Below are 24,752 nucleotides of genomic sequence, written 5' to 3'. Positions count from 1 at the left end.
AGTAGTGGCATGAAAACATTAAAGCAGGAAAATAGGTATATGGAAATATTGGAATCAGGCAAGACAAAGGTTACGTTTCTTCAATCAGGAGATTTGTATACGTTCAAGCATGACGATATTATGATCAATCAAATTGAAGGAAATATGATCGACGGTTCAATGAATAATATCTATCTGAGATTCTTTGATCAGCACGGACAAGTCCAAAGCTACAAACCTCTATTAGGAATTAAATCTGATAGTACATTTGCGGTTGGAAAAAAGCAGGCAAGCTGGCAAGGATCTTTTGAAGGGATTGAATACGTTGTTCGTTTTGTTTTATCTGAAGAGTCTATTTGGTTTTGGGAAGTAGAAGTTAACGGTTCAAACCGAGAGATTGATATCGTGTATGGTCAAGATTTAGGATTGGCAGAAGAGGCAGCATTAAAAGCAAATGAAGCCTATGTCGCTCAATATGTGGATCATAAAATTATTGAAACAGATCTAGGCTACTCAATCAATTCTAGACAAAATCAACCGCAGAATGGCCAGCATCCTTATCTGCAGCAAGGAAGTCTAACGATTGCAGATGGTTTTTTGACCGATGGATTTCAGTTCTTCGGTAAATCCTATAAAGAAACAAATGAACCAGAAGTTATCTATTATCCGGATTTTGAAAATAAAAATATCCAGTTTGAATTTGATTACAGTATTTTAAAATCTAAACGTACATCACTAGACGGAACTGCTAAGTTTATTTTTTATAGTTATTATAAAAATTCTCATCCTGAAGCTGTTGAAAAGTTAGAAGAAATAAAAAAGATACAGTCAAATTACGATCAAATAATATATGAAGAATTGACTGAAAAAAAATCTGTAAGTAAAAAAAATTCTCTAGGACAACCTTTACAAACAGTATCTATACAAAAAGATGAAATAGAAGAACTGTACCCAAAAAGAGTACAAGAAGAAGTCGTTGATGAAACGTTACTCTCTTTCTTTACAGATAAAAATGCTCATGTGGCACTAAAGGAAAAAGAGTATCTACTAGAACGTCCTCATGGACATATCTTATTTACGCATAATAAGACAGTCCCTGATGAAGCTATTATGAGCACAACTTCCTGGATTTATGGAATCTTTAATGCTCAGCTGGTTTTAGGAAATACAGACATGAATAAAGCACTATCTAACGCTCGAAATCCAATCAACTATTTTAAAACAAGTGGTCAGCGAGTATACGTTAAGCTTGAAAATACGTATTGCTTATTAGCTATGCCTTCATTGATCGAAATCGGAGCGAATTACGTCAAATGGTTGTATAAAACTGAAGCTGAAACCTTTATTGTAACGAACCTTTCTTCTGCAACTACCTCTGCTATTCAATTGTCAGTAGAAAGCAAAAGTGGGAAAAGTTATGAGTATCTGGTTACTAACCAGTTCACAATGAATAGCCGCGAGTATCAAGTACCGGTCTGGTATGAAGAAAAAGATCAGGCAGTCTATTTTACATTTGATGAACAGACTGCTGCTCATCAGAAGCTTCCTGACCTCACTTATCGGTTCAAACTAGAAGGTGCGACTTCAACGCTTGTGGGCGAAGACTTTATATTGGAGGGGATTGACGGGGGAACAGCGATGTTGCTGAATTTTAAAGTTGATGCGACAAAGCAGTTCCAATTGATGATGCAAGGATCTCTTGATGGAAATCAGTTTGATAATATCCAGTTGTCATTTACTCAAGAAGTTGATGCTTTCTCATCCTATTTTGATCAATTAAGTAACGGATTTAAGGTTAATGGTCCCAAACAACTGACTGGAATTTCTCAAAAAATGAATTTAACGACTTGGTGGTATACGCATAATATGCTCGTTCACTACCTTGTACCGCATGGTCTAGAGCAATTTGGTGGAGCAGCATGGGGAACGAGAGATGTCTCACAGGGACCGGCAGAGTATTTAATGGCGATGCAGCAATATGAGAGTACAAAAGAAATTATAAAAAAAGTCTATACGCATCAACACGTGCAGGACGGGAACTGGCCACAGTGGTTTATGTTCGATTCTTATACTCAAGTACAAGCGGATGAGAGCCATGGAGACGTGATTGTCTGGCCATTAAAGATGCTGGCAGACTATATTGAAGTGACTGGTGATTTTGGCATTTTGGATGCTTCAGTACCTTATTTTGATAAAATCACAAAAGAAATAACGCAAAAATCTGAAACAATTAGAGATCATGTAACCAAGCAATTAAATTATATTCAAAATCATTTCTTGGGTAATACCTTCCTATCTTCTTATGGAGATGGTGACTGGGATGATACATTGCAGCCACATAATCAAAGTCTCAAAAAAGATATGGCTAGCAGCTGGACAATCGCTTTGACTTATCAGACTTTACAGAAATTTGCGCATGGGTTAAAAACTAATCAAGATGGATGGTCAGATGAGGTTAGAAAATTATCAGAAAATATTGCAGCTGATTTTAGAAAGTATGTCTCATCAAACGAAGTCGTTCCAGGATTTATCTATATGCCAAGTGAAGATGAAATCGTAAAAATGATTCATCCTGAAGATACAACAACAGGTATTCAGTATCGTTTGCTTCCTATGATCAGAGGAATGATCAGTGAACTGTTTACAAAAGAACAAGTTGATAAACATTATAAAATTATACAGGAATATTTAAATACACCAGATGGCGTTCGACTAATGAATCGACCAGCTACCTATAGAGGCGGAGTCAGCCACCAATTCAAGCGAGCAGAGCAAGCGGCAAACTTTGGTCGTGAAATTGGCTTAATGTATGTACATGCCCATATTAGATATATTGAAGCGATGGCTAAAATCGGTAAGCCAAATGAAATCTGGAAAGGTCTTGAGACGATCAATCCAATCAATATTCAGCAAGTCGTAAAAAATGCAGAGCTAAGACAGAGCAATACGTATTTCAGTAGTTCAGATGCTGATTTTTCTGATCGTTATGAAGCACAAGAACACTTTGATTTAGTTAAAAAAGGGGAGGTAAGGGTAAAAGGCGGATGGAGAATCTACTCAAGCGGGCCGGGTATTTATATGAATCAACTGGTCTCAAATGCCTTAGGTATTCGAATTCAAGACAAGAATCTAGTACTAGACCCAGTTTTAACGAAAGAAATGGATGGGCTAACTGTAGAGTATTGCTACGACGATAAACCGCTTATTATAAAATATCATTATAATGAACAAAGCCAATTGAGTGTTAGAGTAAACAAACAGGAAGTTACCCATAAAATCATTGAAAATCCTTATCGAAATGCTGGGGTTTGCCTTGAGGATTCAGATTTAATCCATCACTTGAATCAAGAAACAACTAGTATTGATGTGTATTATCCAGTTTATAGTTAACCATTAAATGGAAAACTTGAAAATTCAGCAGGAAAAAGCAGTATAAAATATTCTAGGAGAGATCATCTTGAAACTACTATTCATTGATGTAGATTCATTGAGACCAGACCATTTAGGTTGTTACGGTTATCATCGAAACACTTCTCCAAATATTGACCGTATAGCAGAAAGAGGCATAAGATTTACTAAATATTATGCTTCTGATGCTCCCTGCAAACCCTCTAGAACAGCATTTACTACAGGGAAGTTTGGTATACGAACAGGCGTAGTGGATCATGGTGGTAAAGCGACTAATTTAAGGAATTCAGAGAAAAATTCGGATTTTAAAGATGGTCTTGAAACCTTCAGCCTTCCAGGGATTTTACGGCAAAAAGGCTTGGAAACCGTCTTAGTCAGTACCTTTCATGAAAGACATTCGGCATGGCATTTTACAGCAGGATGGAATCAGGTTTTTAACTGCGGTAAATTGGGAGACGAAATAGCATCTGAAGTCACATCAATTGCATTAAAATGGTTAAAATCAAATACTGATAAAGATAACTGGTGTTTATATCTAAATTATTGGGATCCACATACTCCTTATCGTACACCAGAAAGTTATGGAGAACCATTTAGGAATGATCCTTTGCCTGACTGGTTGACTAAAGAAAAGCTTGATAGAGACAGAGAATTAGCTGGACCGCATTCTGCTAGAGAAGTTGACATGTACTGGAATAAACCATTACCTGAGTATCCAAGATATCCTACTGAAATAAAAGATATGAATGATATGCGAAAATTAATTGATGGATATGATACGGGGATTCGGTATATGGATGATCATTTAGGACAGATTTTTGAAGAGTTGGATAATCAAGGGATTTTAGATGAAGTTGCGGTAATTATAACTGGTGATCATGGAGAAAACTTAGGTGAGCTTGGGATTTATGCGGAACATGCTACGGCTGACAAAGGTACATGCAACATACCCATGATTCTTTCACTTCCAGAAATGAAAGAAGGTAGGGTTGACGGCAATTTTCATTATAATATGGATATCTTACCGACTCTTGCAGAATGGTTAAACGTGAAAGTTGATCCGGATTGGGATGCAAAAAGCTTTGCGCCTGCATTAAGTGGACAGTCCTATAAAGAACGTAAGTATCTAGTAATTAGTCAATGTTCACACGTTTGTCAGAGAAGTGTGTTATTTGATAATTGGTTATATATAAGAACGTATCACGATGGCTTTCATCTATTTGAAAAGCACATGCTGTATGACTTAGAGCAAGATCCTTATGAACAACATAATCTGGTTGAAACTAGAGAAGGCATTGTAAGAGTAGCAATAGAATTGTTGAATGAATGGCATGACGAGATGATGGCTAAAATGACAGAACCATTAGACCCTTTATGGACGGTGATGAATGAAGGCGGACCTTATCACGCCAAAGGTAATCTTGAAATGTATATTAATCAACGATTAATGCCAACTGGCAGAACAGAAGCCATTGAAAAATTAAAGCAAGCGCATCCAAATGAATTTAAGGTATAATGAGAATAGGACTTATAAGTTCTCTTAAAATAGCTTGCGAAAGCGATTCAAGATAGTTAAAGTGAAATATGTGAGTTAGTAGATTGTAAAAGAAAGTTAGGTAGATTCTTATGACTGGAATCAAAGATATCGCAAAAAAAGCGAATGTATCTATTTCAACCGTATCCTATGCATTAAATAATAGTTCTAAAGTTAGTGAAAAAACTAGAAAACGTATTCTGATGATTGCGGAAGAAATGAATTATATCCCAAATAGAGCAGGACAGAATTTGAGAAGGAAACAAACTAGAATTATCGGAGTTCATCTATCCAGTTACAGTGGTAGTTTCTATGGGGAATTACTTGATGGTATTCATAATATGGCTAGAGAACTGGGATTTGATATCATTGCTTGTTCTGGAGAAAAGTCTCGTCTGTTTCTGCCGCAAGGAATGATTGATGGTATTATCGTATTGGATCAATACTATCCAGATGAACAGTTGCTTAAATATGCTGAAGAAGGTCATTCGATTGTAGTCTTAGATAGACAATTAGAGCATGAAAATATTCGCCATGTCTTGCTTGATAATCGAGAAGGAATGAAACAAGCCGTTCAATCATTAAAGTCTTCTCCAGTAGAAGTCATTGACATTATCGGAGGACCAAAAGGGAACTTTGACAGCAAAGAACGGTTAAAGACTGCAACGCAAGAGATTAGCAAATTAGGGAAAAAATTCCGTATTTATAAAGGTGAATTTACAGAAGAATCAGGCTATCTAGCGGCACGAGAGATAGCAGCTGAAGCAAAGAAACAATCTGGGCTGCAGGCAAAAAAAATCCAGATTATTGCATTAAATGATGAAATGGGAATCGGCGCTTATAATTATTTTAAAAACTCTTCATTAAATACGGAAACTGAAGTGAAAATCATTGGATTTGATAATCTTGTCGTCAGTCGCTATCTAGATCCCAAAATGCATAGTGTAACCTACTCAAAAAGAGAGTGGGGGGCCGTTGGAATGAATACATTATATAAGATGTTGAATGGAGAAAGAGGAAATGATGCACTGATTTCAACGAAGTTCTCAGCTGATTAAGAAACGAGGTGAAAGGTTATATGACATGGTGGAAAAATTTAGTCGTTTATCAAATCTATCCCAGAAGTTTTCAGGATTCCAATGGGGATGGAATCGGGGATATTCCCGGTATTATAAAGCGTTTAGATTATCTGCAGACATTGGGCGTGAATGCAGTTTGGCTGAGTCCAGTCTATGAATCTCCAAACGATGATAATGGCTATGACATCAGCAACTATGAAGCGATACATCCTGAATACGGAACGATGGATGATATGAATAATCTGATTGCTGAAGCCGATAAAAGAAATATTAGGATTATTATGGATCAAGTAGTGAATCATACTTCTGATGAACATCCCTGGTTTCAAGAAGCGATTAGAGATAAAACAAGCAAATATAGAGATTATTATATTTGGAGAGACCCAGTTAATGGGAGAGAACCCAACGATTTAAAATCAGCATTCGGAGGTTCAGCATGGGAATATGATGAAAAATCTGGACAATACTATCTTCATATTTTCAGCAGGAAACAACCGGATCTAAATTGGGAAAATAAAGAAATGCGTCAGGATATCTATAAGATGATGAATTTCTGGCTGGATAAAGGAATTGGCGGTTTCAGAATGGATGTTATTGATTTATTAGGAAAAGATCCTGATCAGAAAATAACCGGGAACGGTCCAAAATTACATGATTTTCTGAAAGAAATGCACCAGAAGACCTTTGGAAACTATGATGTCATGACTGTTGGAGAAAGCTGGGTGCTGACGCCTGAAACAGCCCCGCTTTTTGCAGACGAAGGCAGAAATGAATTAAATATGATGTTTCAATTCGAACACCTGATGATTGATGAATTGCCCGAAACTTCAAAATGGGACTTAAAGAAGTTAGACTTAATAGAATTGAAACAAGTGTTTAACAAATGGCAAACTGGGATACCGGATACTACGTGGAACAGTTTATTCTGGGATAATCACGATACCCCTAGAATCGTGTCAAGATACGGTAACGACAAGAAATATCGGGTTGAGAGTGCAAAGATGCTAGCTATTTTGCTTCACTTGATGAAAGGTACACCATATATTTATCAAGGGGAAGAAATCGGGATGACAAATCTAGTAATTAATCACATCTCAGAAGTTCAAGATATTGAAAGCTACCGACTATATCACGAAAAATTAGCTCAAGGTTGGACAGAAGAACAAATTATTGAAGCAATCAACACCAAAGGAAGAGATAATGCACGCACACCAATGCAATGGGCAGATAGTGCGAAGGGAGGATTTACAATCGGGACCCCTTGGATGAAAGTCAATTCAAATATTCAAGAAATCAATGTTGAAGAGGCCCTGAAGGATGAAAATTCCGTTTTTTATACTTATCAGAAACTAATTCAGTTAAGAAAAGAACATACTGTAGTTATTGATGGAGAATTTAAAATGATGCTTTTAGATCATCCGAAGATTTTTGCATATGAACGTCAAAATTCCGATACTACTTGGCTGATTGTGGCTAATTTCAGTGATCAGGAAACCAAACTGTCACTGTCAGATAAAGAACAAATTGTGGAAGTCATTATTTCTAATTCAGATAAAAAAGCTTACAATTTAAAAGAACTGAATCTATCCCCATATGAAACTTTCGTAGTGGAGAAATAACTATCTTTAAAATACACTTATTCCTTTTAAAAGGGAGTAAGTGTATTTTTCACCTCAATCATTATGACTTGTTTAGTTAGTTGTTTTCATAGTTAAAGACAGGTATTTTTTTATTCGCTCATTACATATTATGATTGAATAATTATTTAGTTGCGTATACTTTTATGTTAGGATTTTATAGGACAAAAGGAAAGAGGCGAAGTAAATGGAAGGGTTGAATATAAGACCTGTTACTAAAGATAACTGGCGAGCAATAGTAGAATTAAAACCGCTAACTGATCAGGAAAAATATATTACCTCAAATGCTGAATCATTACTAGAATCGTTTTATGAAACACGATACAACTGGTCTGCTTTTGGATTGTTTAAAGAAGAATACCCAATTGGATTTACGATGATTGGAGCTTTTAATGCCGAAAAAGAGTATATCTGGTTAGATCGGTTTATGATTGATGGTCAATTTCAAGGAAAGGGATATGGAAAGAAATTTCTTCAATTGATAGTGGATTATATTCAGTCAAAATGGCAAGTAAAAGATATTGTGCTCAGCATAGTGAAAGAAAACAATCAAGCAAAAAAATTATATGAAACAATTGGATTTATAGATACTGGAAGAATCGATGAGGAAAATGGAGAGTTGGTTATGGTTTTAAATGTTAAAAAATAATACGGAAGATATCCTTTGATCTATCAGATAAAAACAATAAAAACCAGAAACTTCTGATTAAGAAGTCTCTGGTTTTTGTGATTTATTGGTTGTTCAAGAAATTTAAACCCAAGCACCTTTACGGAACACTGGTACACGGCTACCATCTTCACGAATTCCATCTACGTCCATTTGATCTGACCCAAACATGAAATCAACGTGAACATCAGAGCGATTTAAACCAGCAGCTTTTAACTCTTCTTCGGACATTTCAGTTCCGCCAATTAAATTGAAAGCATAAGCTGATCCTAAGGCTAAGTGGTTTGAGGCATTCTCATCAAATAAAGTATTAAAGAATGTTAACCCAGATTGAGAGATTGGAGAAGCATCAGGCACTAAAGCCACTTCACCTAAACGAGCAGAACCCTCATCTGTTGCAATTAGCTTGTTAATGACGTCTTCTCCTTTTTCAGCAGTTACTTTTTCTACTTTTCCATCTTTAAAGTGGAACTGCATACCTTCGATGATATTACCTGCATAACTCAGTGGTTTTGTGGAAACAACAACACCATCTACGCGGTTTGCATCTGGAGCAGTGAAGACTTCTTCGGTCGGCATATTTGCCATGAATCGTTCTCCACGTACATTAAAGCTTCCAGCTCCTTCCCAACGATGACCTTTTGGAAGCCCAACTGTCAAGTCTGTTCCTGGAGCAGTGAAGTGTACAGCAGTGAATTGTTCTTTGTTCAATTCTTCTGCTTTAGTATCTAAGGTAACATCTTTGTTTTCCCAAGTTTTAATAGGGTCTTCATCATAAACATTGACCGCCTTAAAAATCGCATCCCATAAAGCATCTAATTGATCTTCTTTTGAATCTAAATTAGGGAAAACTTTAGCTGCCCATTTTTCACCTGCAGCAGCCGCTACAAGCCAGCTAACTTTGTTTGATTGTGTTGCACGTCTCATTGCTGAGAATGCTCTACCTGAGGCAGCTTGCGCTGCAGCGATCTTAGAACTATCCAGACCTTGTAATGAATCTGGATCAGCTGAGCGTACACTGATACGGCTTGCGCCTTTTTCAATATGATCTAAGCTCTCATCAATTTTGTATTGTGGAATATCTGTTAACACTTCTTCAGAAGCATGTTTGAATGTAGAACGGTCAATATGATCGTCTGACCATTTAACAATGACTTCCTTAGCACCTTTTTCGTATGCAGCTTCAGTAATTAAACGAGCCAGAGGAGCTTGATCCACATCAATATTCAACACTACTGTGTGCCCAGATTGAACGTTGACACCACTCGAAACAATCAGGGAAGCATATTTTTTCAATAATTCCTCAAAATTTGCAATTGCCATTTTTATAATCCTCCTAAAAAGTAAAAATCTATACTGTAATATAATAGCATACTCTAGAATCCAGTGCGAGGAGGCAGCTTATATCCGATAAAATACTACCCAATTAGGCTGATTTTAGCGTAAAGTTTATTAAATTTGTTATTATTTAACTACGTATTTCATTTAATTATGACAAAATTAGCTAACATGTTTAGATAACGAACGTTATGAGGAAGTTGATTAATCAGTGTTTTAATAACTTTTGTTTTTTGATATACTCATTAATAGGTAATTATCTGTTCTTTTTTTATTATGTTAAGTATGTTATACTTGATAATATTATCAGATGACCAAGGTAGAAAATTTAAGAATTGAGGGAGACAAGAAGGTGCCAAGACAAAGAACTATTTTAAGAGAAAATATTTTAGGTGCTTCTATGGAATTGCTCAGAACCAGTGGATTTAATCAATTCACTGCAAGACAAATTGCAATTAAGATGAACTCTTCGACTCAGCCCATCTATAAAGAGTTCAAAAACATGGAAGATTTAAAAATAGGGTTACTTGACTATATAAAGCAGTATTTAATAGAACAGGTTTTTTCTGTTCATGAATCTCAAGATCCTTTAGTCGAAGTATGTAAAAACTATATACTTTTTGCAAAAAATGAACCAACATTTTTTTCTGCCATCTATATGGATCGCGAATTTGAAGCCGTTCAACTGCATGATTTTGCATATGAGAACGTTAAAGCAATCATTGAACGTGAAGAAGGAACCCGAAGCGAAAGCAGTATAAATAACTATCTTGATAGATTGTGGCCAGCTATCTATGGAGTAGCAATGCTAGTAGCTCAAGGTAAAATAGTGTACGAAAATGAAACAGAAATCAGCCAGAAAGCTGCTGATATCATTCAAGCGGTAAAAGAAACGCAGCATTAAATTGTCCTAAAAAGAAGGCAGTCCGTTCCTAATTCGGACTGCCTTCTTTTTGTTTTTTTGATGTAGCAAACTATATTATTATTTTACTGAAAAAACTCTCATTTATATATATGCTATTTCTTTATGCTATTTTAATGTTCCATGATAAAATAGATATTGATTGAAAACTAAATAATCAAAAATGGGAGATCAAACGAAGATGAAATTATTTGAACCTTTTCAATTTGGGAAACTAAAATTAAAAAATAGAATCGTGATGGCACCCATGTGTATGTATTCTGTAGAAAAAAAGGATGGGGAACTAACCACATTTCATAATGTACATTATGCGAGTCGAGCTATTGGTGGAGTGGGTCTGATTATTTTGGAAGCTACAGCTGTTTCTGAAGAAGGACGAATCTCTGAGCGAGACCTTGGTTTATGGAATCATGACCAAATGATTAAACTAAAAGGCTTAGTCAGTACTATTCATGAATTTGGGAGTCGAGCAGGCATTCAGCTTTCTCATGCCGGAAGAAAAGCAGAAGATGCGAAGAATTTAGTAGCCCCAAGCGCCATTGCTTACAGTGGTGACTACCAAGTACCATCGGAACTGACTTTGAAAGGTATAGAAAAAGTGATTGCTGATTTTAAATCATCTGCCCAAAGAGCAGCTGATGCGGAAATTGATGTTTTACAGATTCATGCCGCTCATGGCTATCTCCTAAACCAATTCTTATCACCGATAACAAACCAAAGAAATGATCATTATGGTGCACAATCTTTAGAAAATCGTTTTCGACTACTTAAAGAAATTATTTTAGAAATTAAAAAAGTTTTTAAAGGCAGTATATGGGTGAGATATTCTGCTACTGATTATGACGAAAGCAGTACAACAATTGAAGAATTCAATCAAATGAATCAGTGGCTAGAAGCTCTTTCTGTAGAAGTGATAGATGTTTCTACAGGTGGACTGCTGCCTAAGAGACCCACTATGATTTATCCTGGTTATCAGACCCAATATGCTAAATATTTCAAAGACAATTCTGGTCTTAAGGTTGCAACCGTAGGAAAATTAGGCGATCCCAATCTGGCAAATCACATTCTTGAGACAGAACAAGCAGACTTAATCTCTCTTGGAAGACCTTTATTAAGAAATCCAAACTGGCCGATGATGGCTGCGAAAGAACTAGGTTATCATCAATTCGAGCCTTACAATGCATCTTATGGTCGCGGGTTCAACGAGTAATCAGTATGTAAACAATAGAAGTGAGGAAATAAAAATGAAAAAATTATCTGTAATTATTCCTGCTTATAACGAGGAAGAAGTTCTTCCACAATTAATTGAAAGACTGAATGAAGTAAGTGAACATTTAAGTAAGTATGAATTCCAATTCTTATTTATTAATGATGGAAGTTCAGATAATACATTAGAGCTTTTAAAAGAACTGAATAAGCAAGATAAAAGGATGCAGTATGTAGACCTTTCTAGAAATTTCGGGAAAGAAACGGCCATGTTGGCAGGATTTGATTATGCAACAGGTGATGGGATCGTTATCTTGGATGCAGATCTGCAGCATCCACCGGAAGTGATAGAAGAAATGACTGATTGGTGGGAACAAGGATACGAAGATGTATATGCAGTCAGGAAAAAACGGGAAGGGGAGACCTTCTTGAAAGAATGGACATCTAAGGCATATTATCAAGTCGTTCAAAAGATGACTCCAGAAAAAGTTATCCCACAAGCTGGAGATTTCAGGCTATTGGATAGAAAATGTATTGTGGCGCTTAGGCAGCTGCGAGAAAAAGAGCGCTACACTAAAGGTATGTATGGCTGGATAGGTTTCAAGAAAAAAGAAATTACTTATTTTGCCGAAGAGCGTGCAGCTGGAGAAACAAAATGGAAATGGAGCAATTTATTCAAATTAGCTATCGATGGGATCACTTCTTATAGTACAGTTCCGTTAAAAGTATGGTCCTATATTGGCTTTACGATTTCTTTGTTGGCTTTTATTTTCTTGGCAGTTGAAACCATTAAAACATTTTTATTTGGAACAGATGCTGCTGGATATCCAACACTTCTTGCAGCTATTTTATTTTTAGGTGGAATACAGTTAATTTCATTAGGGGTCATTGGAGAATATTTAGGAAGAGTTTTCGTTGAAACAAAAGGCAGACCTGCTTACTTCATCAGAGAATCTTCAGAATTTGACGAATCAGAAAAGGAAGAAGATAAATGATGAAATGGTTAAAAGATCAATATACTAAGTATAACGAGGTGATAAGCTACTTGTTTTTTGGTGTTCTAGCAACCATTGTGAACATTGGAATCTTTTATTTCTTTGACACATTGCTCAACACCCCTTACTTGATTGCCAATGGGTTATCTATCATTGGTGCCATTCTTTTTGCTTTTTTCACAAATAAAAAATATGTGTTTAAATCGAATACGACTTCTAAAGAGGAGTCTTTTAGGGAGTTTATTCTTTTTGTAGGGTTTCGATTGGCTTCCGGAGTTTTTGATATGCTCAGTATGTATATTTTAGTTAGTCTCTTAACGGTCGACACAAATATCTCAAAGATATTAACACAATTTATTGTAGTAGTCGTAAATTATGTGTTCAGTAAAGTTTTCATCTTCAAGCAGGAAGAGGGAGAGCATGATTAGTGCAGGACAAATCGATAAGCAGAAAATATCGAGACGAACAGTAGGATTATATAGTTTGTTATTTTTAGGAATGATGTCAGCTATTTTTGGATATTATTTTTTCATTGAAAAAGCTTCTTTTATCTGGACAACGGATGGATATACACAGCATTACTTGATTTTCCATGACTACCTTGAGAAATTACGAGGCTTTTTGACTGGCGAAGGATTTCCATTGTGGGACTGGACAATCGGCATGGGGTCAGATGTCATTCAATCATATGGATATTATGTAATTGGGGATCCTTTTGTGTACTTAGGATTATTGTTTCCAGAATCATTAACGGAAATTGCTTTTCACTTGCTCATTTTTCTTAGGATTTGGGCAGTGGGAGGCAGCTTTTTATTATTTGCAAAGAAAATGAACTTTTCTCATTATGCTGGTCTGACGGGTTCCATTCTTTATGCTTTTGCTAACTATGGTATCTTTAATATGTCTAGACATCCATTTTTTATACTGGCAATGATCTGGTTTCCTTTACTTTGCCTTGGGATGGAAAAAATATTCCTTAAAGAGCGAAGTACAGTTTTTACAGTAGCCGTAGCATTAAGTGCCTTCAGCAATTTTTATTTTTTCTACAAATTGACGATGCTGATATTCCTTTATGCGATAACGAGATACTTTATGGTGTATAAAAAGGAACAAGATGGTTCTTTGCTTAACTTATTCCTTAAAACGACATTAGCCTATCTTATTGGTCTAATGATTTCTGCAATGTTATTTGTGCCCGTTGTATACGGATTTTTGAATGCTTCAAGAACTCCAGGTGGCATTGAAATGAATATGTGGATCTATCCATTAGAATATTACTTGGCATTATTTGATCATACAGTTGTTCCAGGCAGTTATTTTTGGACAATAGGAGGCTTTTCTTTACTTTCCTTTATTGCTTTGGTATCTCTAAAACCTTTGCCAAAGTTCAAGTTTATTAAAGTGATGCTTTCTTTGTTATTTATATTGCTATTATTTCCTTTTTTTGGATCATTGATGAATGGGCTATCCGGTCCTTATAATCGATTTTCCTTTGTATTTGCTTTTTACTTGGCGTTGGCGGGTGGATATTTAGTCGACCAAGTAAAAAATCTTAAGCCAGCAGCAAAGAAAAAGACTTTTTTCCTTTTAAGTGTCTACACAGCAGCTGCAGTAATCGCAATTTTATTTCCTGACTATTTAACGGTATATATGATAGTTCCTATCTTCTTTGGCTGGGCAATGTGGTTTGTCCTTTTTTCAACTTACTTCAGTCATTCTGGTAAAAAAAATCAAATAATTTTAGGACTAGTTATACTCAACTTAGTTGCCAATGGCGTTGGATACTATTATTCATTTGGTGGGAATATGATCTCTAAAGTATTGGATTATGGGACAGTTGAACAAAAGTATCAAGAAGCTTTAGGTGGACTTGAAAAGGCCAGAACAATAGAAAATCAGGATATCAGCAGAGTAGGCGTTACTTCTCAAGATAATCGTATTCGAAACCAGTTTATCTATCTGGATACAATGGGGCTTAATTCTTATTTATCTGTTTCAAACGGCAACTTATCAGAGTTTGCACGGACTATTGAAACAAGTCCTTACCAAACGATTCAGCCACTAAGAGGTGGAGTAGATGATAGAAGTGGAGTGAATAATTTCTTAGGGGTTAAGTCTATCATTGCAAAAAGACAAGATGAAGCCTTTATTCCATTCGGGTATGATATCACAAACAAACCTGATAATAATCAGAAATTTATTCTAGCAGAAACAGAAAATGACTTTCCCTTTGCTTATACGATCAATCGAGGAATGTCTCGGTCTTCCTTTATGGAATTAAATGCGCTGGAAAGAGAAGCCGTATTATCAAATAACATCATACTAGAAGATGAACAATATGAAGAAAACAAACTAGTACCAGCTGATCGTCAAACAGAAATAGAAGAGGTACCGTTTAAACAAGTCATTTCTGCTAAAACACCCGTTATACAAGCTGACCAAATGTACACCACAGAATCAGATGAAATGACCGTCAAGTTAATGATCGATCGACCAGAAGAATTGATGGGGTCAGAGTTATATGTTCGATTAGAAGGGTTAAACTATTCTCCTATTAAAGAAAACCCTTTGCTCAGACAGCCAACGAATTACACTCTAAATGCAGCATACGGGGATATTAACAAAAGTGTCTATCAAGCTGATCGATATAGCTTCAGTTCATATTTTCACAGAGATTCTATGCTGATCAATCTTGGATATGTAGAAGAGAATTCTAATGTAGATAATCAAGTTACACTGAACTTTAATCGAGCAGGCAGATATGAGATCCATTCAATAAAATTATATGCTAAAGCAATAGATGAAGCTCAGATTTCAGAAGCAAGTGTAATCAGAAATGAAAAAGCACTGAAAATGACTACCTTTGATGATCAGAAAATAGAAGGTACTATTGAAGATACGACTGATAATTGGCTTGTGACAACCGTTCCTTATTCAAAAGGATGGAAAGCTGAAATCAATGGAAAAACGGTTGAACCAGTAAAAGCCAATATTGGCTTTACAGGACTGCCTCTATTTGAAGGAGAGAACCACATATCGATGACCTATCAGACGCCTTATCTAAAAACAGGATTTATAATCTCTGTATTAGGAATAATCATAATGGGACTCAGTCATTTTGTATTACAAAAAGATAAACAATAATAGAATATAATATAGAAAAGACCCGCTCTGAGAGCCGATCCTTGGAAGTTAGATTTTAGGTCTAACTTTTAAGGACCACTATATCAGAACGGGTCTTAATTGAATATTTAGAATGAAGTTTGATCTGGATCTTGAGCAGAACCTGCGCGACCTTCTAAATGATTGATTTTTTCCATATCTTCTTTTTCGATTTCAAAATCAAAGATATCGGCATTCTCATGGATACGTTCTTCGTGAACCGATTTAGGTAGAGGCAGGAACCCGTGCTGTAAACTCCAGCGTAATACTAATTGGGCAATAGATTTATTGTATTTAGCCGCTAACGCTTTAAGTTCTTCAACTTCGAAAATTTTACCTGTTCCCAGTGGGCTATAAGCTTCTGAAACAATATCGTGCGCTTGGTTATATTTCACGACTTCAGTCTGCATATCACTTGGATTTAATAGAATCTGGTTTAAAGTCGGTTCGATCTTAGCTGTTTCAGCTAATGCTTCTAAATGATGCGGATGGAAATTGGAAACTCCGATAGCACGAATTTTTCCAGCTTCAACCGCTTCTTCCATAGCACGCCAGCTTTCAGCATTTGCTTCTTTCCAGTTATCTCTATACTTAATTGGGTTTGGCCAATGAATAATATATAAGTCAATATAATCCGTATCCAGTTTGTTTAACGAATCTTGAATGGCTTGTTTTGTTTCTTCATATCCATGTTCTTTATTGCTCAGTTTAGTCGTGATGAAAATATCTTCACGGTTCAAACCGCTTTTTTTAATTCCACGTCCAACACCTGTTTCGTTTTTATAGGCAGCTGCAGTATCAATATGACGATAACCAGCTTCCAAAGCCCAAAGGACAGACTTTTCAGCTTCTTCATCTGAAGATTGCCAAGTCCCGAAACCAACTACTGGAATTTTAACACCATTTTTCAAAGTATACGTATCTGTTAATGACAAAATAATCCCTCTTTCCTATCCTTTTATAAGTAAAATTATACACCATGTATCTAAATAGTGCGAACAAAAGGAAACGAAAAACTGACCTTATATAATATGAGTAAATATCATATCATATAAGGTCAGTTTATTTTACTGATTATTGAATGTGTCCAACAATGATTTTGCAAAAGCTTGGAGATTTTTAGTATCTTCTTCTTCAGGATCAAGATCGACTTTGACACTCTCAGCTCCTTTAACAGCGCCAGTCTTATCAAATTGTTCACTGAAATCATCTACTGATTTGCAATATTTTTCATAAAATGTATCTCCTGAACCAAATGTGCCGTAAATCTTTCCAGATAGATCGAGTTCTTCTAATTCTTCATAAAAGTCTACGATCTCATCAGGAAGATTAGCATCGGTACCATAGGTGTAAGTTCCGACAATTGCGATATCTACATCTTCGAAGTCTGTGGGATCAGCTGAGTAGCTCTCAACCAGCTCAACTTCTGCACCTAATTCTCTAAACGTTTGCTCCACAATTTCAGCACATTGTTCCGTATTTCCCGTTAGACTGGCATATACGATCATTACTTTAGGCACGTACTTCCATCCTTTCTGTATCCTAATCTCATTAAAATAGTATAGCAAAGAAAGAACAACAAAAAAAGTAGTGTGACACTTATTTAATGTTAACCCTTTAATCCTTTTGACTGACGAAACATATCTTCTACCACAATATCAAAAATCTCCCCTAAAGTAGAACAATATTCTAGAATTTCCCAAGGCTGGTTAGTATGAAAATGAATTTTAATTAAATTTTCATCCCCAACTGCTAGGAGACAGTCACCGCTAAAATGTTGATTAAAGTAATGGGAAATAGCCTCTTCAGACAAGTTTTCTCCTTCTATCAATAATTGAGTATCGTATCTATATTCATTTTCCATAAGTATTCTCCTTTGTGTAAATCGTATAGCTTACGATTTTTAAATATGAATATAATATATCTGATATATAGAAGATAAGCAATCCTTTGAATTGAAATCGTAATGTTATCTTTGATTTATGAGAGGAAATTAAAGAAATTTATATAAAACAAAGTAGCTGGGACAAAAGTCTTCATTGTCTAAAATTTGAAGTGTTAGAAAATCAAGGAATTTATTTTGATTTGACGGCGTTTTACTTTCTAGCTCGTTTGCTGTCAGCCTCTATTTTTATTGTTACACATGCCAATTTTTCTAAAAATAGATACTTTGCTTGAGATAGAAACCTGACTGAGATGAGCTGAATAGTGTGAGGAACTGCTCTTATCTGTTAACTGAGTGGTAATCTCTTATTGAGTTGCTTGATATGCAGCTCTTATCTGCTAACTGAGTGGCAATCTCTTATTGAGTTGCTTGATATGCAGCTCTTATCTAGTAACTGAGTGGTAATCTCTTATTGAGTTCATTGATATGCAGCACTTATCTGGTAACTGAATGGTAATCTCTTATTGAGATGCTTGATACGCAGCTCATATCTGGTAACTGAGTGGAGATCTCTTAATGAGATGCTTGATAGGCAGCTCATATCTGCTAACTGAGTGGAGATTTTTTAATGAGTTGATTGATAAGCAGCTCTTATCTAGTAACTGAGTGGAGATTTCTTATTGAGTTGACTGATATGCAGCTCTTATCTGGGAACTGAGTGGTATTCTCTTATTGAGTTGATTGATAAGCAGCTCATATCTGTTAACTGAGTGGAGATTTCTTAATGAGATGCTTGATAGGCAGCTCATATCTGCTAACTGAGTGGAGATTTTTTAATGAGTTGCTTGATATGCAGCTCATATTCGGTAAAGTTCATATAATTGTGTGAAAACAAAAGTCCTATGCAGATTAATCTAGAACCAAAACAAACAGATACAAATCAAAGAAACTGGGACAAAACTAGATAGAATGTAAAAACCCATCAAATCCAGGAAATTCAATCCTTGATTTGATGGGGTTTTTGGTTGGTATACACTTCAAATTATTGCTCAATAGAAACTTTTGTCCCTACCTCTTTGTAATGATTCAATCGTGTATTTTAAGATTTAATATTAATAACGATTTTTCCTTTTGCATGATGTGTTTCGCTTAGACGATGAGCCTCTCTTAATCCATTTTCAGAGAAAGGGAACTGGCTGCCGATAGTAGCTTTAAGTTGATTATTTTTCATCAACTCACCCAGTTTAGCCAAACGTTTACCATTTGGTTCCAGGAAGAAATAACCGGTTTTAACTTCTTTGGCTTTAGCGAGTTCTTCACTAGGAGGATTCGTAATGGAAACGATTATACCGCCTTTTTTCAATACATTAAAGCTTTTTTCTTGAATTTCTCCGCCCATGGTATCGAAAACAATATCATAGTCGTCAAGTTCTGATTCGAAATCTTGTTTCTTGTAATCAATAAAGACATCTACGCCTAAATCTTTCAGATAATCTTCATTATCAGAACTTGCAGTTGAAGCGACAGTAGCACCGAAACTTTTAGCAATTTGAATGGCTAAGCTGCCGACACCACCAGCACCTGCATGGATGAGCACTTTATCGCCTTCTTTAATCTTAGCAATTTCTACTAATGCTGTCCAAGCCGTTTCACCTACTAGTGGAATGGAAGCTGCTTCTGCATAGGAAACATTTTCTGGCATAGGTGCGAGTAAATTACTATCGACTGCAACATATTCAGCGTATGTCCCGTTAGGGTTCGTAGCGGGTCTAGCAAATACTTTATCTCCTACAGAAAAACCGGTTACGGATTCTCCGACTTTTTTAACGATTCCAGCAGCATCCCAACCTAAAATAACAGGGAATTGAAAAGGTAAATTATCTTTCAGGTATCCTTCTCGAACTTTCCAATCTACCGGATTGATAGAAGTAGCATGTAATTCTACTAATACCTGGCTTTCTTTGATTTCTGGTGTAGGCACGTCTCTCTCAACTAATTGATCAGCTGAGCCATATTCTTCTATAACAATTGCTTTCATTTATTCGTCCTTCTTTCCTCTTAATAATAATGAATACCTTATTCTAACGTTTTCCTGTATAGAATAAGCATATCAAAAATTTATTGATCAACAAAAGATTTGCATCTTTCCTATACACCAATAGAATCTAATGTATTATACAAATTAAATTGTGCAAAATCAAATTTAAATAATCTCATTATCTTTTTAATTTTTAATGAACACATGATATCCTAAAGAGACAAAGGAACGAATTTAAAAAGAGGAAGGGTAAAATGGCTAAAACGCAAGTCAGAAATATACTAAAGTCAAACGATTCTAATAAAGAAAAAGCAGCTTACATATGGGAATATTATAAATGGCATTTAATAGCTGTCCTAATGACATTATTGTTCATTATCTATTTTGTAATGCAATTATTTAATCAGCCCCAAGTGGATTATCATATTGGTGTACTGGGCCCGCAAGCGACAACAGAACAATCGGAAACTTTAGCGAATGATTTGAAGACCTTATTAGACCCTGAAGACAAAGAAGGTAAAATGCTGGTTACGATTACGCAAGAGGGTCAAGGAGCAGAACGGTTCTTTGCCCAGTTAGCAGCGACGGAATATGACTTAGTATTGGTAAATGAGGTAGCTTTTGAAAACTTTGCGGATAGTGAAACCATGGAAGTTCTGCAAGTTGATGGTATGGAAAGCAAGGATCTTTTTGCTGCGCCAGAAGAAAACAAAATAATTGGAATTGAAGCAAATGCCATTCCTTACTTTGAGAAGCATGAACCAACGACCAATCTGATTGCACTCGTTCCAAAAAATTCGACAAGAAAAGCTGAGACAGAGAAGTTCTTTGAAGAACAAGGTATGATACTTCAATTTCAAAAATCTGAATAAACAGAGGTTCACTTCCCTTTGATTTATTAAACCTTCCTCGAAAAGGTTCCAGAATCATTAAAATTTCTGTATAATAGATAATAATTTGATACTTTAAGGAGACTGATGAAGTGATTACGCTAAAATCACCTAGAGAAATAGATGCTATGGAAAAATCTGGTGCCGTGCTGGCTGATATCCATGAGAAACTAAGAGAGTTCATTAAGCCAGGGATCTCTGGTACAGATATTGACCAATATGTAGAGAAACTTATAGAAGAACATGGCGCAAGTGCTGAGCAAAAAGGATTCGAAGGATATGAATATGCGACTTGTGTCAGTGTAAATGACGAAATCTGTCATGGGTTTCCTAGAAGCCAGAAATTAAAAACTGGGGACCTGATCAAAGTTGATATGGTCATTAATTTAAATGGCGCATTATCGGATTCTTGCTGGAGTTATTCAGTGGGAGAGGCAAATGATGAAGTTAAAAAACTAATGGACGTTACGCTTACTTCTTTGTATAAAGGCATTGAGGCAGCGAAAGTTGGCAATCGAATCGGAGATATCGGACATGCGATTCAAAGTTACGTTGAACCTGAAGGTTTCGGTGTTGTCCGTGAATTTGTAGGACATGGTATCGGACCGACGCTACATGAAGGTCCAAGTGTTCCTCATTACGGTCAATCGGGTAAAGGAATGCGATTAAAAGAGGGCATGGTTATTACGATTGAACCCATGATCAATACAGGCACTTGGAAGTCGAAAATGGATGATAATGGGTGGACTGCTAGGACTAAAGATGGTGGATTAAGCTGTCAGTATGAGCATACCATTGCGATCACAAAAGAAGGCCCTAGAATATTAACAAAACAGAAAAATGAATAACCGTTTTTGAGTAATCAAATCATTTAATCTAGGAGGATTGAAAAGAGACTGAGTTTAAGCAAGCCTCTTTTTAGCCTTCTAGTTTTTTTGTGGAGAAGAAGTGGTGGATACACTTAAGCATCTAGATACTCGTTTAGGTTAATTTCTGATATGATATTTAGTGATTATCTTACTTGAGAGGAATAAAAATATGAAGCAGAGAGTCTGGTATGCAGATGTATTGAGAATAATAGCGATTATCATGGTTATCCTGATTCATATTGTATCTAAAGATACCAATCGATATGAGCTAGAAACAATGGACTGGCAATGGCTCAATTTTATCAATGGAATTTCGAGAATTTGTGTCCCGATATTGTTTATGGTTAGTGGCATGTTCTTTCTTGATCCAAAGAAGAACATAGAACCTAAAACAATGTATACGAAATATATCTGGCGACTGGTCCGAGCTTTTTTTGTCTGGTCTGTTATTTATGTATTGTTTGATCAATATAAACAGCCTGAAGTGGCCCTAACGGAAGAAGTAGACCGCACCATTATTCAGATTGTTCAAGGGTATTTTCATCTTTGGTTTTTATATCGGTTGACCGAAATTTATGTAATGGTCCCGCTTTTAAGGCCATTAACAAAAGAAAAACAATTAGCTATCTATTTCGTACTTGTAAGTTTTGTCGTAGGGTTCCTGATTCCAACCATCAATCAGTTCCCAGTTAGATCAACGGACACGGTTGCAGATAATGGGCTCAATGTAGATATTACCCTTGGATATGCTGGATACTTTATGGCAGGGTATTTATTAAGCCGATATACTTTACCAAAAAACTGGCGCAGAACCCTTTATGGATTAGGCATAATAGGATTTACTGTAACTGTTGTTGGAACAGCTTTAAGATCGGCACAAGATGGTACAATGTATTCCTTGTTTTATGAGTATCTGACACCAAATGTCTTTTTTGCTAGTTTGGCTACGTTTGTATTCGTAAAACATTCAATGGAGCAGGTAACCTTATCTGAAAAAATGCAGAAAATCATTATTCATATCTCTAAATATTCCTTTGGAGTTTACCTTGTTCATGTATTGATTCGTGATCTGATCTGGGATCTTGGTCTGAATACCACACTATTTACCCCAATTTTATCCATTCCACTTCTAGCAGCACTGGTGGGTGGAATCAGTTATGTTATTATATGGGGACTTATGAAGATCTGGGAGTGGATAATGAATTTAGTTAATCAAAAAAACCGGAAAGCAACATGATCTACTCTTTTGCTTTCTATATTGAAGGAGAAGTAAGAATTGAGATATAGAACACATCTGGCAACTACATTAGCGATTTCTTTACCGCTAATGGTTACCTCGGATTCTCTTTCAGTGGAGAGTTTATCTTTTGTAACTGTAGGAGCCGTCTTTCCAGACATCGATGAACCACACTCCTATATTGGACGTAGAATGATCGGAATTAGTAACAGCATGAAAGTTGTTTTCGGACATCGTGGACTTACACATAGCCTAGTAGGGCTCTTTACAGCATTATTTATTTTTCATTTAGGATCTACTACCATTGGTTTACCTCTTGAACTGATTTACTGGTTTGCCTTTGGCTACTTTGCACATTTACTAGAAGATTCTTTTTCTAAAAAAGGCATTGCTTGGCTGCAGCCGTTTTCCAAGAAACGTTTCCAATCCGGGTTCCGCTTGATCTATTACACTACAGGTGGAATAATCGAAACGGTTCTTTTCGTGATAGCGATTTTATTTTTGATTCAAGAAATGCTGCAGTTGAATTTAAGTGATTTTTCTTTTAAATATATGAATCAATTTCTCCACTGAGGAGAGGACATTTTTCAGAAATATTAGATCAGTCACGTAGCAATGAATTATATTAACATATCTTTACGGAAGCCATTGGAATAAGAGGGCTTCTGTTTTTATTTTCGCTTGATGAACGGTTAAGAGATTTTATTACAAGTGTTTGTAATAAAACGCTTTTTAATTTAAAATGTAAAGATAAAGTTATTTGGAAATAGCCTACAAAGAAGAGTAAGGGAGGCAAAATAAATGCCTAAATATAAAAAAGTTGCAGAGTTGATTAGAGAGCGGATAAAAGATAATACATATTCAGTTGACGAGAAATTACCCGACCAAAATTCTTTAGCAGAAGAATTCAGTACAAGTCGAGTAACCATAAAAAGAGCATTAGACTTATTAACAACTGCTGGACTGGTCTATACGATTCAAGGTTCAGGAACTTATGTGAAGAGAAATGCACTTTTACAGGCACAATCTAGTATTCAAATTGGACATAATGTAGGGCTCACAACAGCTGTCCGAGATGAGGTTGAATTAAAAAGCAAAATTATCAAGTTTAATGTACGCTTTCCTGATGAAAAAGAGCAACAGCAATTAATGATTGATAAAGACACACCCGTTTATCACTATCAGCGGTTAAGAATACTTGGTGGAAAACCTTACTCTTTAGAAAATACAGTTGTTCCTGTACACACCATTCCCGGTATAACGGAAGAAGTACTTAAAGATTCGGTATATAGATATATAAGAGGAGAGTTAGGAATCGTATTTGGAGATAATCGTCAAATAGTCCGGGCAGCTAAACCTAATGAGCTAGATAAAACGTATCTGGATTGTAAAGAGGATGATCCAGTACTTGAAGTGGAAAAAATTATGTTCCTAAAAACAGGGACCCCTTTTGAATATTCTAAAGTCCACCATCGTTTCGACATGGTGGAAATGTCTTTTATTAATCAAGATTCATAGAAAAATTACATGCGAATCCCTTTAAATATGGGATTCTTTTTTTTAAACTTGAATTGTAAAATTAAGCTAGACGATTAAAAAGACCATATGTGGTACACTCATTCCAGATTTACAACCACGAAAATTAGGAGAGTGACCACAAATGGCCTACACCCATCTTACCATGGAAGACCTTGGATGGATAGAAACTTATCACACTATGGGACTATCTGCTTCAAAAATTGCAAATAAACTTGAACGGTCAAAACAACCTGTCTGTAATGTAGTCAATTATCTTAAACAAGGAGATACGATTCAAGATTACTATGCACGCTATAAAAAGAATAAAAGCAAGTGTGGTGCCAGACATAAAACCTTTACCGATAAAGAAATCCGTTACATTAAAGAC

At 35.9% G+C, this 24,752-nt stretch carries 20 protein-coding genes and 1 pseudogene; 16 read left to right on the top strand and 5 right to left on the bottom strand.

Annotated features, from left to right (window positions below; translation table 11 throughout):
• Positions 1 to 9 precede the first annotated feature (9 nt).
• The 5 genes from BLT22_RS10880 (at position 10) to BLT22_RS10860 (ending at position 8,286) form a co-directional block, all read left to right on the top strand.
• Positions 10 to 3,369 (top strand): GH36-type glycosyl hydrolase domain-containing protein, encoded by a 3,360-nt coding sequence (locus BLT22_RS10880; RefSeq protein ID WP_091763224.1) that lies wholly within the window; start codon positions 10 to 12, stop codon positions 3,367 to 3,369.
• Between the two features lie 67 nt (positions 3,370 to 3,436).
• Positions 3,437 to 4,903, top strand: a complete 1,467-nt coding sequence (locus BLT22_RS10875; RefSeq protein ID WP_091763223.1) for a sulfatase family protein — start codon at positions 3,437 to 3,439, stop codon at positions 4,901 to 4,903.
• A gap of 110 nt (positions 4,904 to 5,013) precedes the next feature.
• Positions 5,014 to 5,979, top strand: a complete 966-nt coding sequence (locus tag BLT22_RS10870; protein WP_091763221.1) for a LacI family DNA-binding transcriptional regulator — start codon at positions 5,014 to 5,016, stop codon at positions 5,977 to 5,979.
• 20 nt (positions 5,980 to 5,999) lie between these two features.
• Positions 6,000 to 7,619 (top strand): glycoside hydrolase family 13 protein, encoded by a 1,620-nt coding sequence (locus BLT22_RS10865; RefSeq protein WP_091763219.1) that lies wholly within the window; start codon positions 6,000 to 6,002, stop codon positions 7,617 to 7,619.
• A 205-nt stretch (positions 7,620 to 7,824) separates the two neighbouring features.
• Positions 7,825 to 8,286, top strand: a complete 462-nt coding sequence (locus BLT22_RS10860; protein ID WP_091763217.1) for a GNAT family N-acetyltransferase — start codon at positions 7,825 to 7,827, stop codon at positions 8,284 to 8,286.
• A gap of 102 nt (positions 8,287 to 8,388) precedes the next feature.
• Here BLT22_RS10860 and BLT22_RS10855 read toward each other — a convergent pair whose 3' ends face one another.
• Positions 8,389 to 9,627, bottom strand: a complete 1,239-nt coding sequence (locus BLT22_RS10855) for an aminopeptidase (RefSeq protein ID WP_091763216.1) — start codon at positions 9,625 to 9,627, stop codon at positions 8,389 to 8,391.
• A 367-nt stretch (positions 9,628 to 9,994) separates the two neighbouring features.
• Between BLT22_RS10855 and BLT22_RS10850 the strand changes: the two genes are divergently transcribed.
• The 5 genes from BLT22_RS10850 to BLT22_RS10830 all read left to right on the top strand — a co-directional run bounded on the left by BLT22_RS10850 (position 9,995) and on the right by BLT22_RS10830 (position 15,909).
• Complete coding sequence (locus tag BLT22_RS10850) at positions 9,995 to 10,546, top strand: TetR/AcrR family transcriptional regulator (protein WP_176935469.1); 552 nt, start codon at positions 9,995 to 9,997, stop codon at positions 10,544 to 10,546.
• Positions 10,547 to 10,745: 199 nt separating this feature from the next.
• Positions 10,746 to 11,774 (top strand): NADH:flavin oxidoreductase/NADH oxidase, encoded by a 1,029-nt coding sequence (locus tag BLT22_RS10845; protein ID WP_091763214.1) that lies wholly within the window; start codon positions 10,746 to 10,748, stop codon positions 11,772 to 11,774.
• A 34-nt stretch (positions 11,775 to 11,808) separates the two neighbouring features.
• Entirely contained in the window at positions 11,809 to 12,765 is a 957-nt protein-coding gene (locus BLT22_RS10840) for a glycosyltransferase family 2 protein (RefSeq protein WP_091763212.1), read from the top strand.
• Positions 12,762 to 13,193, top strand: a complete 432-nt coding sequence (locus BLT22_RS10835; protein WP_236048913.1) for a GtrA family protein — start codon at positions 12,762 to 12,764, stop codon at positions 13,191 to 13,193. The genes BLT22_RS10840 and BLT22_RS10835 overlap by 4 nt, the downstream gene beginning before the upstream one ends.
• A complete protein-coding gene (locus tag BLT22_RS10830) occupies positions 13,186 to 15,909 on the top strand; it encodes a YfhO family protein (protein ID WP_176935467.1) in 2,724 nt (907 codons plus the stop codon). Before BLT22_RS10835 ends, BLT22_RS10830 begins: the two co-directional genes overlap by 8 nt.
• A 107-nt stretch (positions 15,910 to 16,016) precedes the next feature.
• On the opposite strand, the gene BLT22_RS10825 is transcribed toward BLT22_RS10830, so the two are convergent.
• The 4 genes from BLT22_RS10825 to BLT22_RS10810 all read right to left on the bottom strand — a co-directional run bounded on the left by BLT22_RS10825 (position 16,017) and on the right by BLT22_RS10810 (position 19,850).
• Complete coding sequence (locus BLT22_RS10825) at positions 16,017 to 16,865, bottom strand: aldo/keto reductase (RefSeq protein WP_280525144.1); 849 nt, start codon at positions 16,863 to 16,865, stop codon at positions 16,017 to 16,019.
• 129 nt (positions 16,866 to 16,994) lie between these two features.
• On the bottom strand, positions 16,995 to 17,447 hold the full coding sequence (locus BLT22_RS10820; RefSeq protein WP_171034319.1) for a flavodoxin: 453 nt from the start codon (positions 17,445 to 17,447) through the stop codon (positions 16,995 to 16,997).
• A gap of 89 nt (positions 17,448 to 17,536) precedes the next feature.
• On the bottom strand, positions 17,537 to 17,791 hold the full coding sequence (locus BLT22_RS10815; RefSeq protein WP_087058662.1) for a fatty acid kinase subunit FakA-related protein: 255 nt from the start codon (positions 17,789 to 17,791) through the stop codon (positions 17,537 to 17,539).
• 1,120 nt (positions 17,792 to 18,911) lie between these two features.
• Positions 18,912 to 19,850, bottom strand: a complete 939-nt coding sequence (locus tag BLT22_RS10810; protein WP_087057516.1) for an NADP-dependent oxidoreductase — start codon at positions 19,848 to 19,850, stop codon at positions 18,912 to 18,914.
• Positions 19,851 to 20,104: 254 nt separating this feature from the next.
• Here BLT22_RS10810 and BLT22_RS10805 point away from each other — a divergent pair, with 254 nt between their 5' ends.
• The 6 genes and pseudogenes from BLT22_RS10805 to BLT22_RS10780 all read left to right on the top strand — a co-directional run.
• Positions 20,105 to 20,722, top strand: coding sequence for a hypothetical protein (locus BLT22_RS10805; protein ID WP_091763206.1), 618 nt, complete (start codon positions 20,105 to 20,107; stop codon positions 20,720 to 20,722).
• A gap of 110 nt (positions 20,723 to 20,832) precedes the next feature.
• Positions 20,833 to 21,588, top strand: coding sequence for a type I methionyl aminopeptidase (gene map / locus BLT22_RS10800; protein WP_091763204.1), 756 nt, complete (start codon positions 20,833 to 20,835; stop codon positions 21,586 to 21,588).
• A 190-nt stretch (positions 21,589 to 21,778) separates the two neighbouring features.
• Positions 21,779 to 22,846 carry an acyltransferase gene (locus BLT22_RS10795; protein ID WP_091763202.1) on the top strand — a complete coding sequence of 356 codons (1,068 nt, stop codon included), beginning with the start codon at positions 21,779 to 21,781 and terminating at the stop codon, positions 22,844 to 22,846.
• 39 nt (positions 22,847 to 22,885) lie between these two features.
• Positions 22,886 to 23,419 carry a metal-dependent hydrolase gene (locus tag BLT22_RS10790; RefSeq protein WP_091763199.1) on the top strand — a complete coding sequence of 178 codons (534 nt, stop codon included), beginning with the start codon at positions 22,886 to 22,888 and terminating at the stop codon, positions 23,417 to 23,419.
• Between the two features lie 228 nt (positions 23,420 to 23,647).
• Positions 23,648 to 24,364 carry a GntR family transcriptional regulator gene (locus tag BLT22_RS10785; protein WP_091763197.1) on the top strand — a complete coding sequence of 239 codons (717 nt, stop codon included), beginning with the start codon at positions 23,648 to 23,650 and terminating at the stop codon, positions 24,362 to 24,364.
• A 142-nt stretch (positions 24,365 to 24,506) separates the two neighbouring features.
• Positions 24,507 to 24,752 (top strand): annotated as a pseudogene (locus BLT22_RS10780) (IS30 family transposase); the annotation flags it as partial.

Source organism: Marinilactibacillus psychrotolerans, from assembly GCF_900101525.1.
In the GTDB taxonomy this organism is placed as follows: Bacteria; Bacillota; Bacilli; order Lactobacillales; family Carnobacteriaceae_A; genus Marinilactibacillus; species Marinilactibacillus psychrotolerans.
Note: the sequence above shows the minus strand (reverse complement) of the source record. Positions and strands in the feature narration are given on the sequence as shown.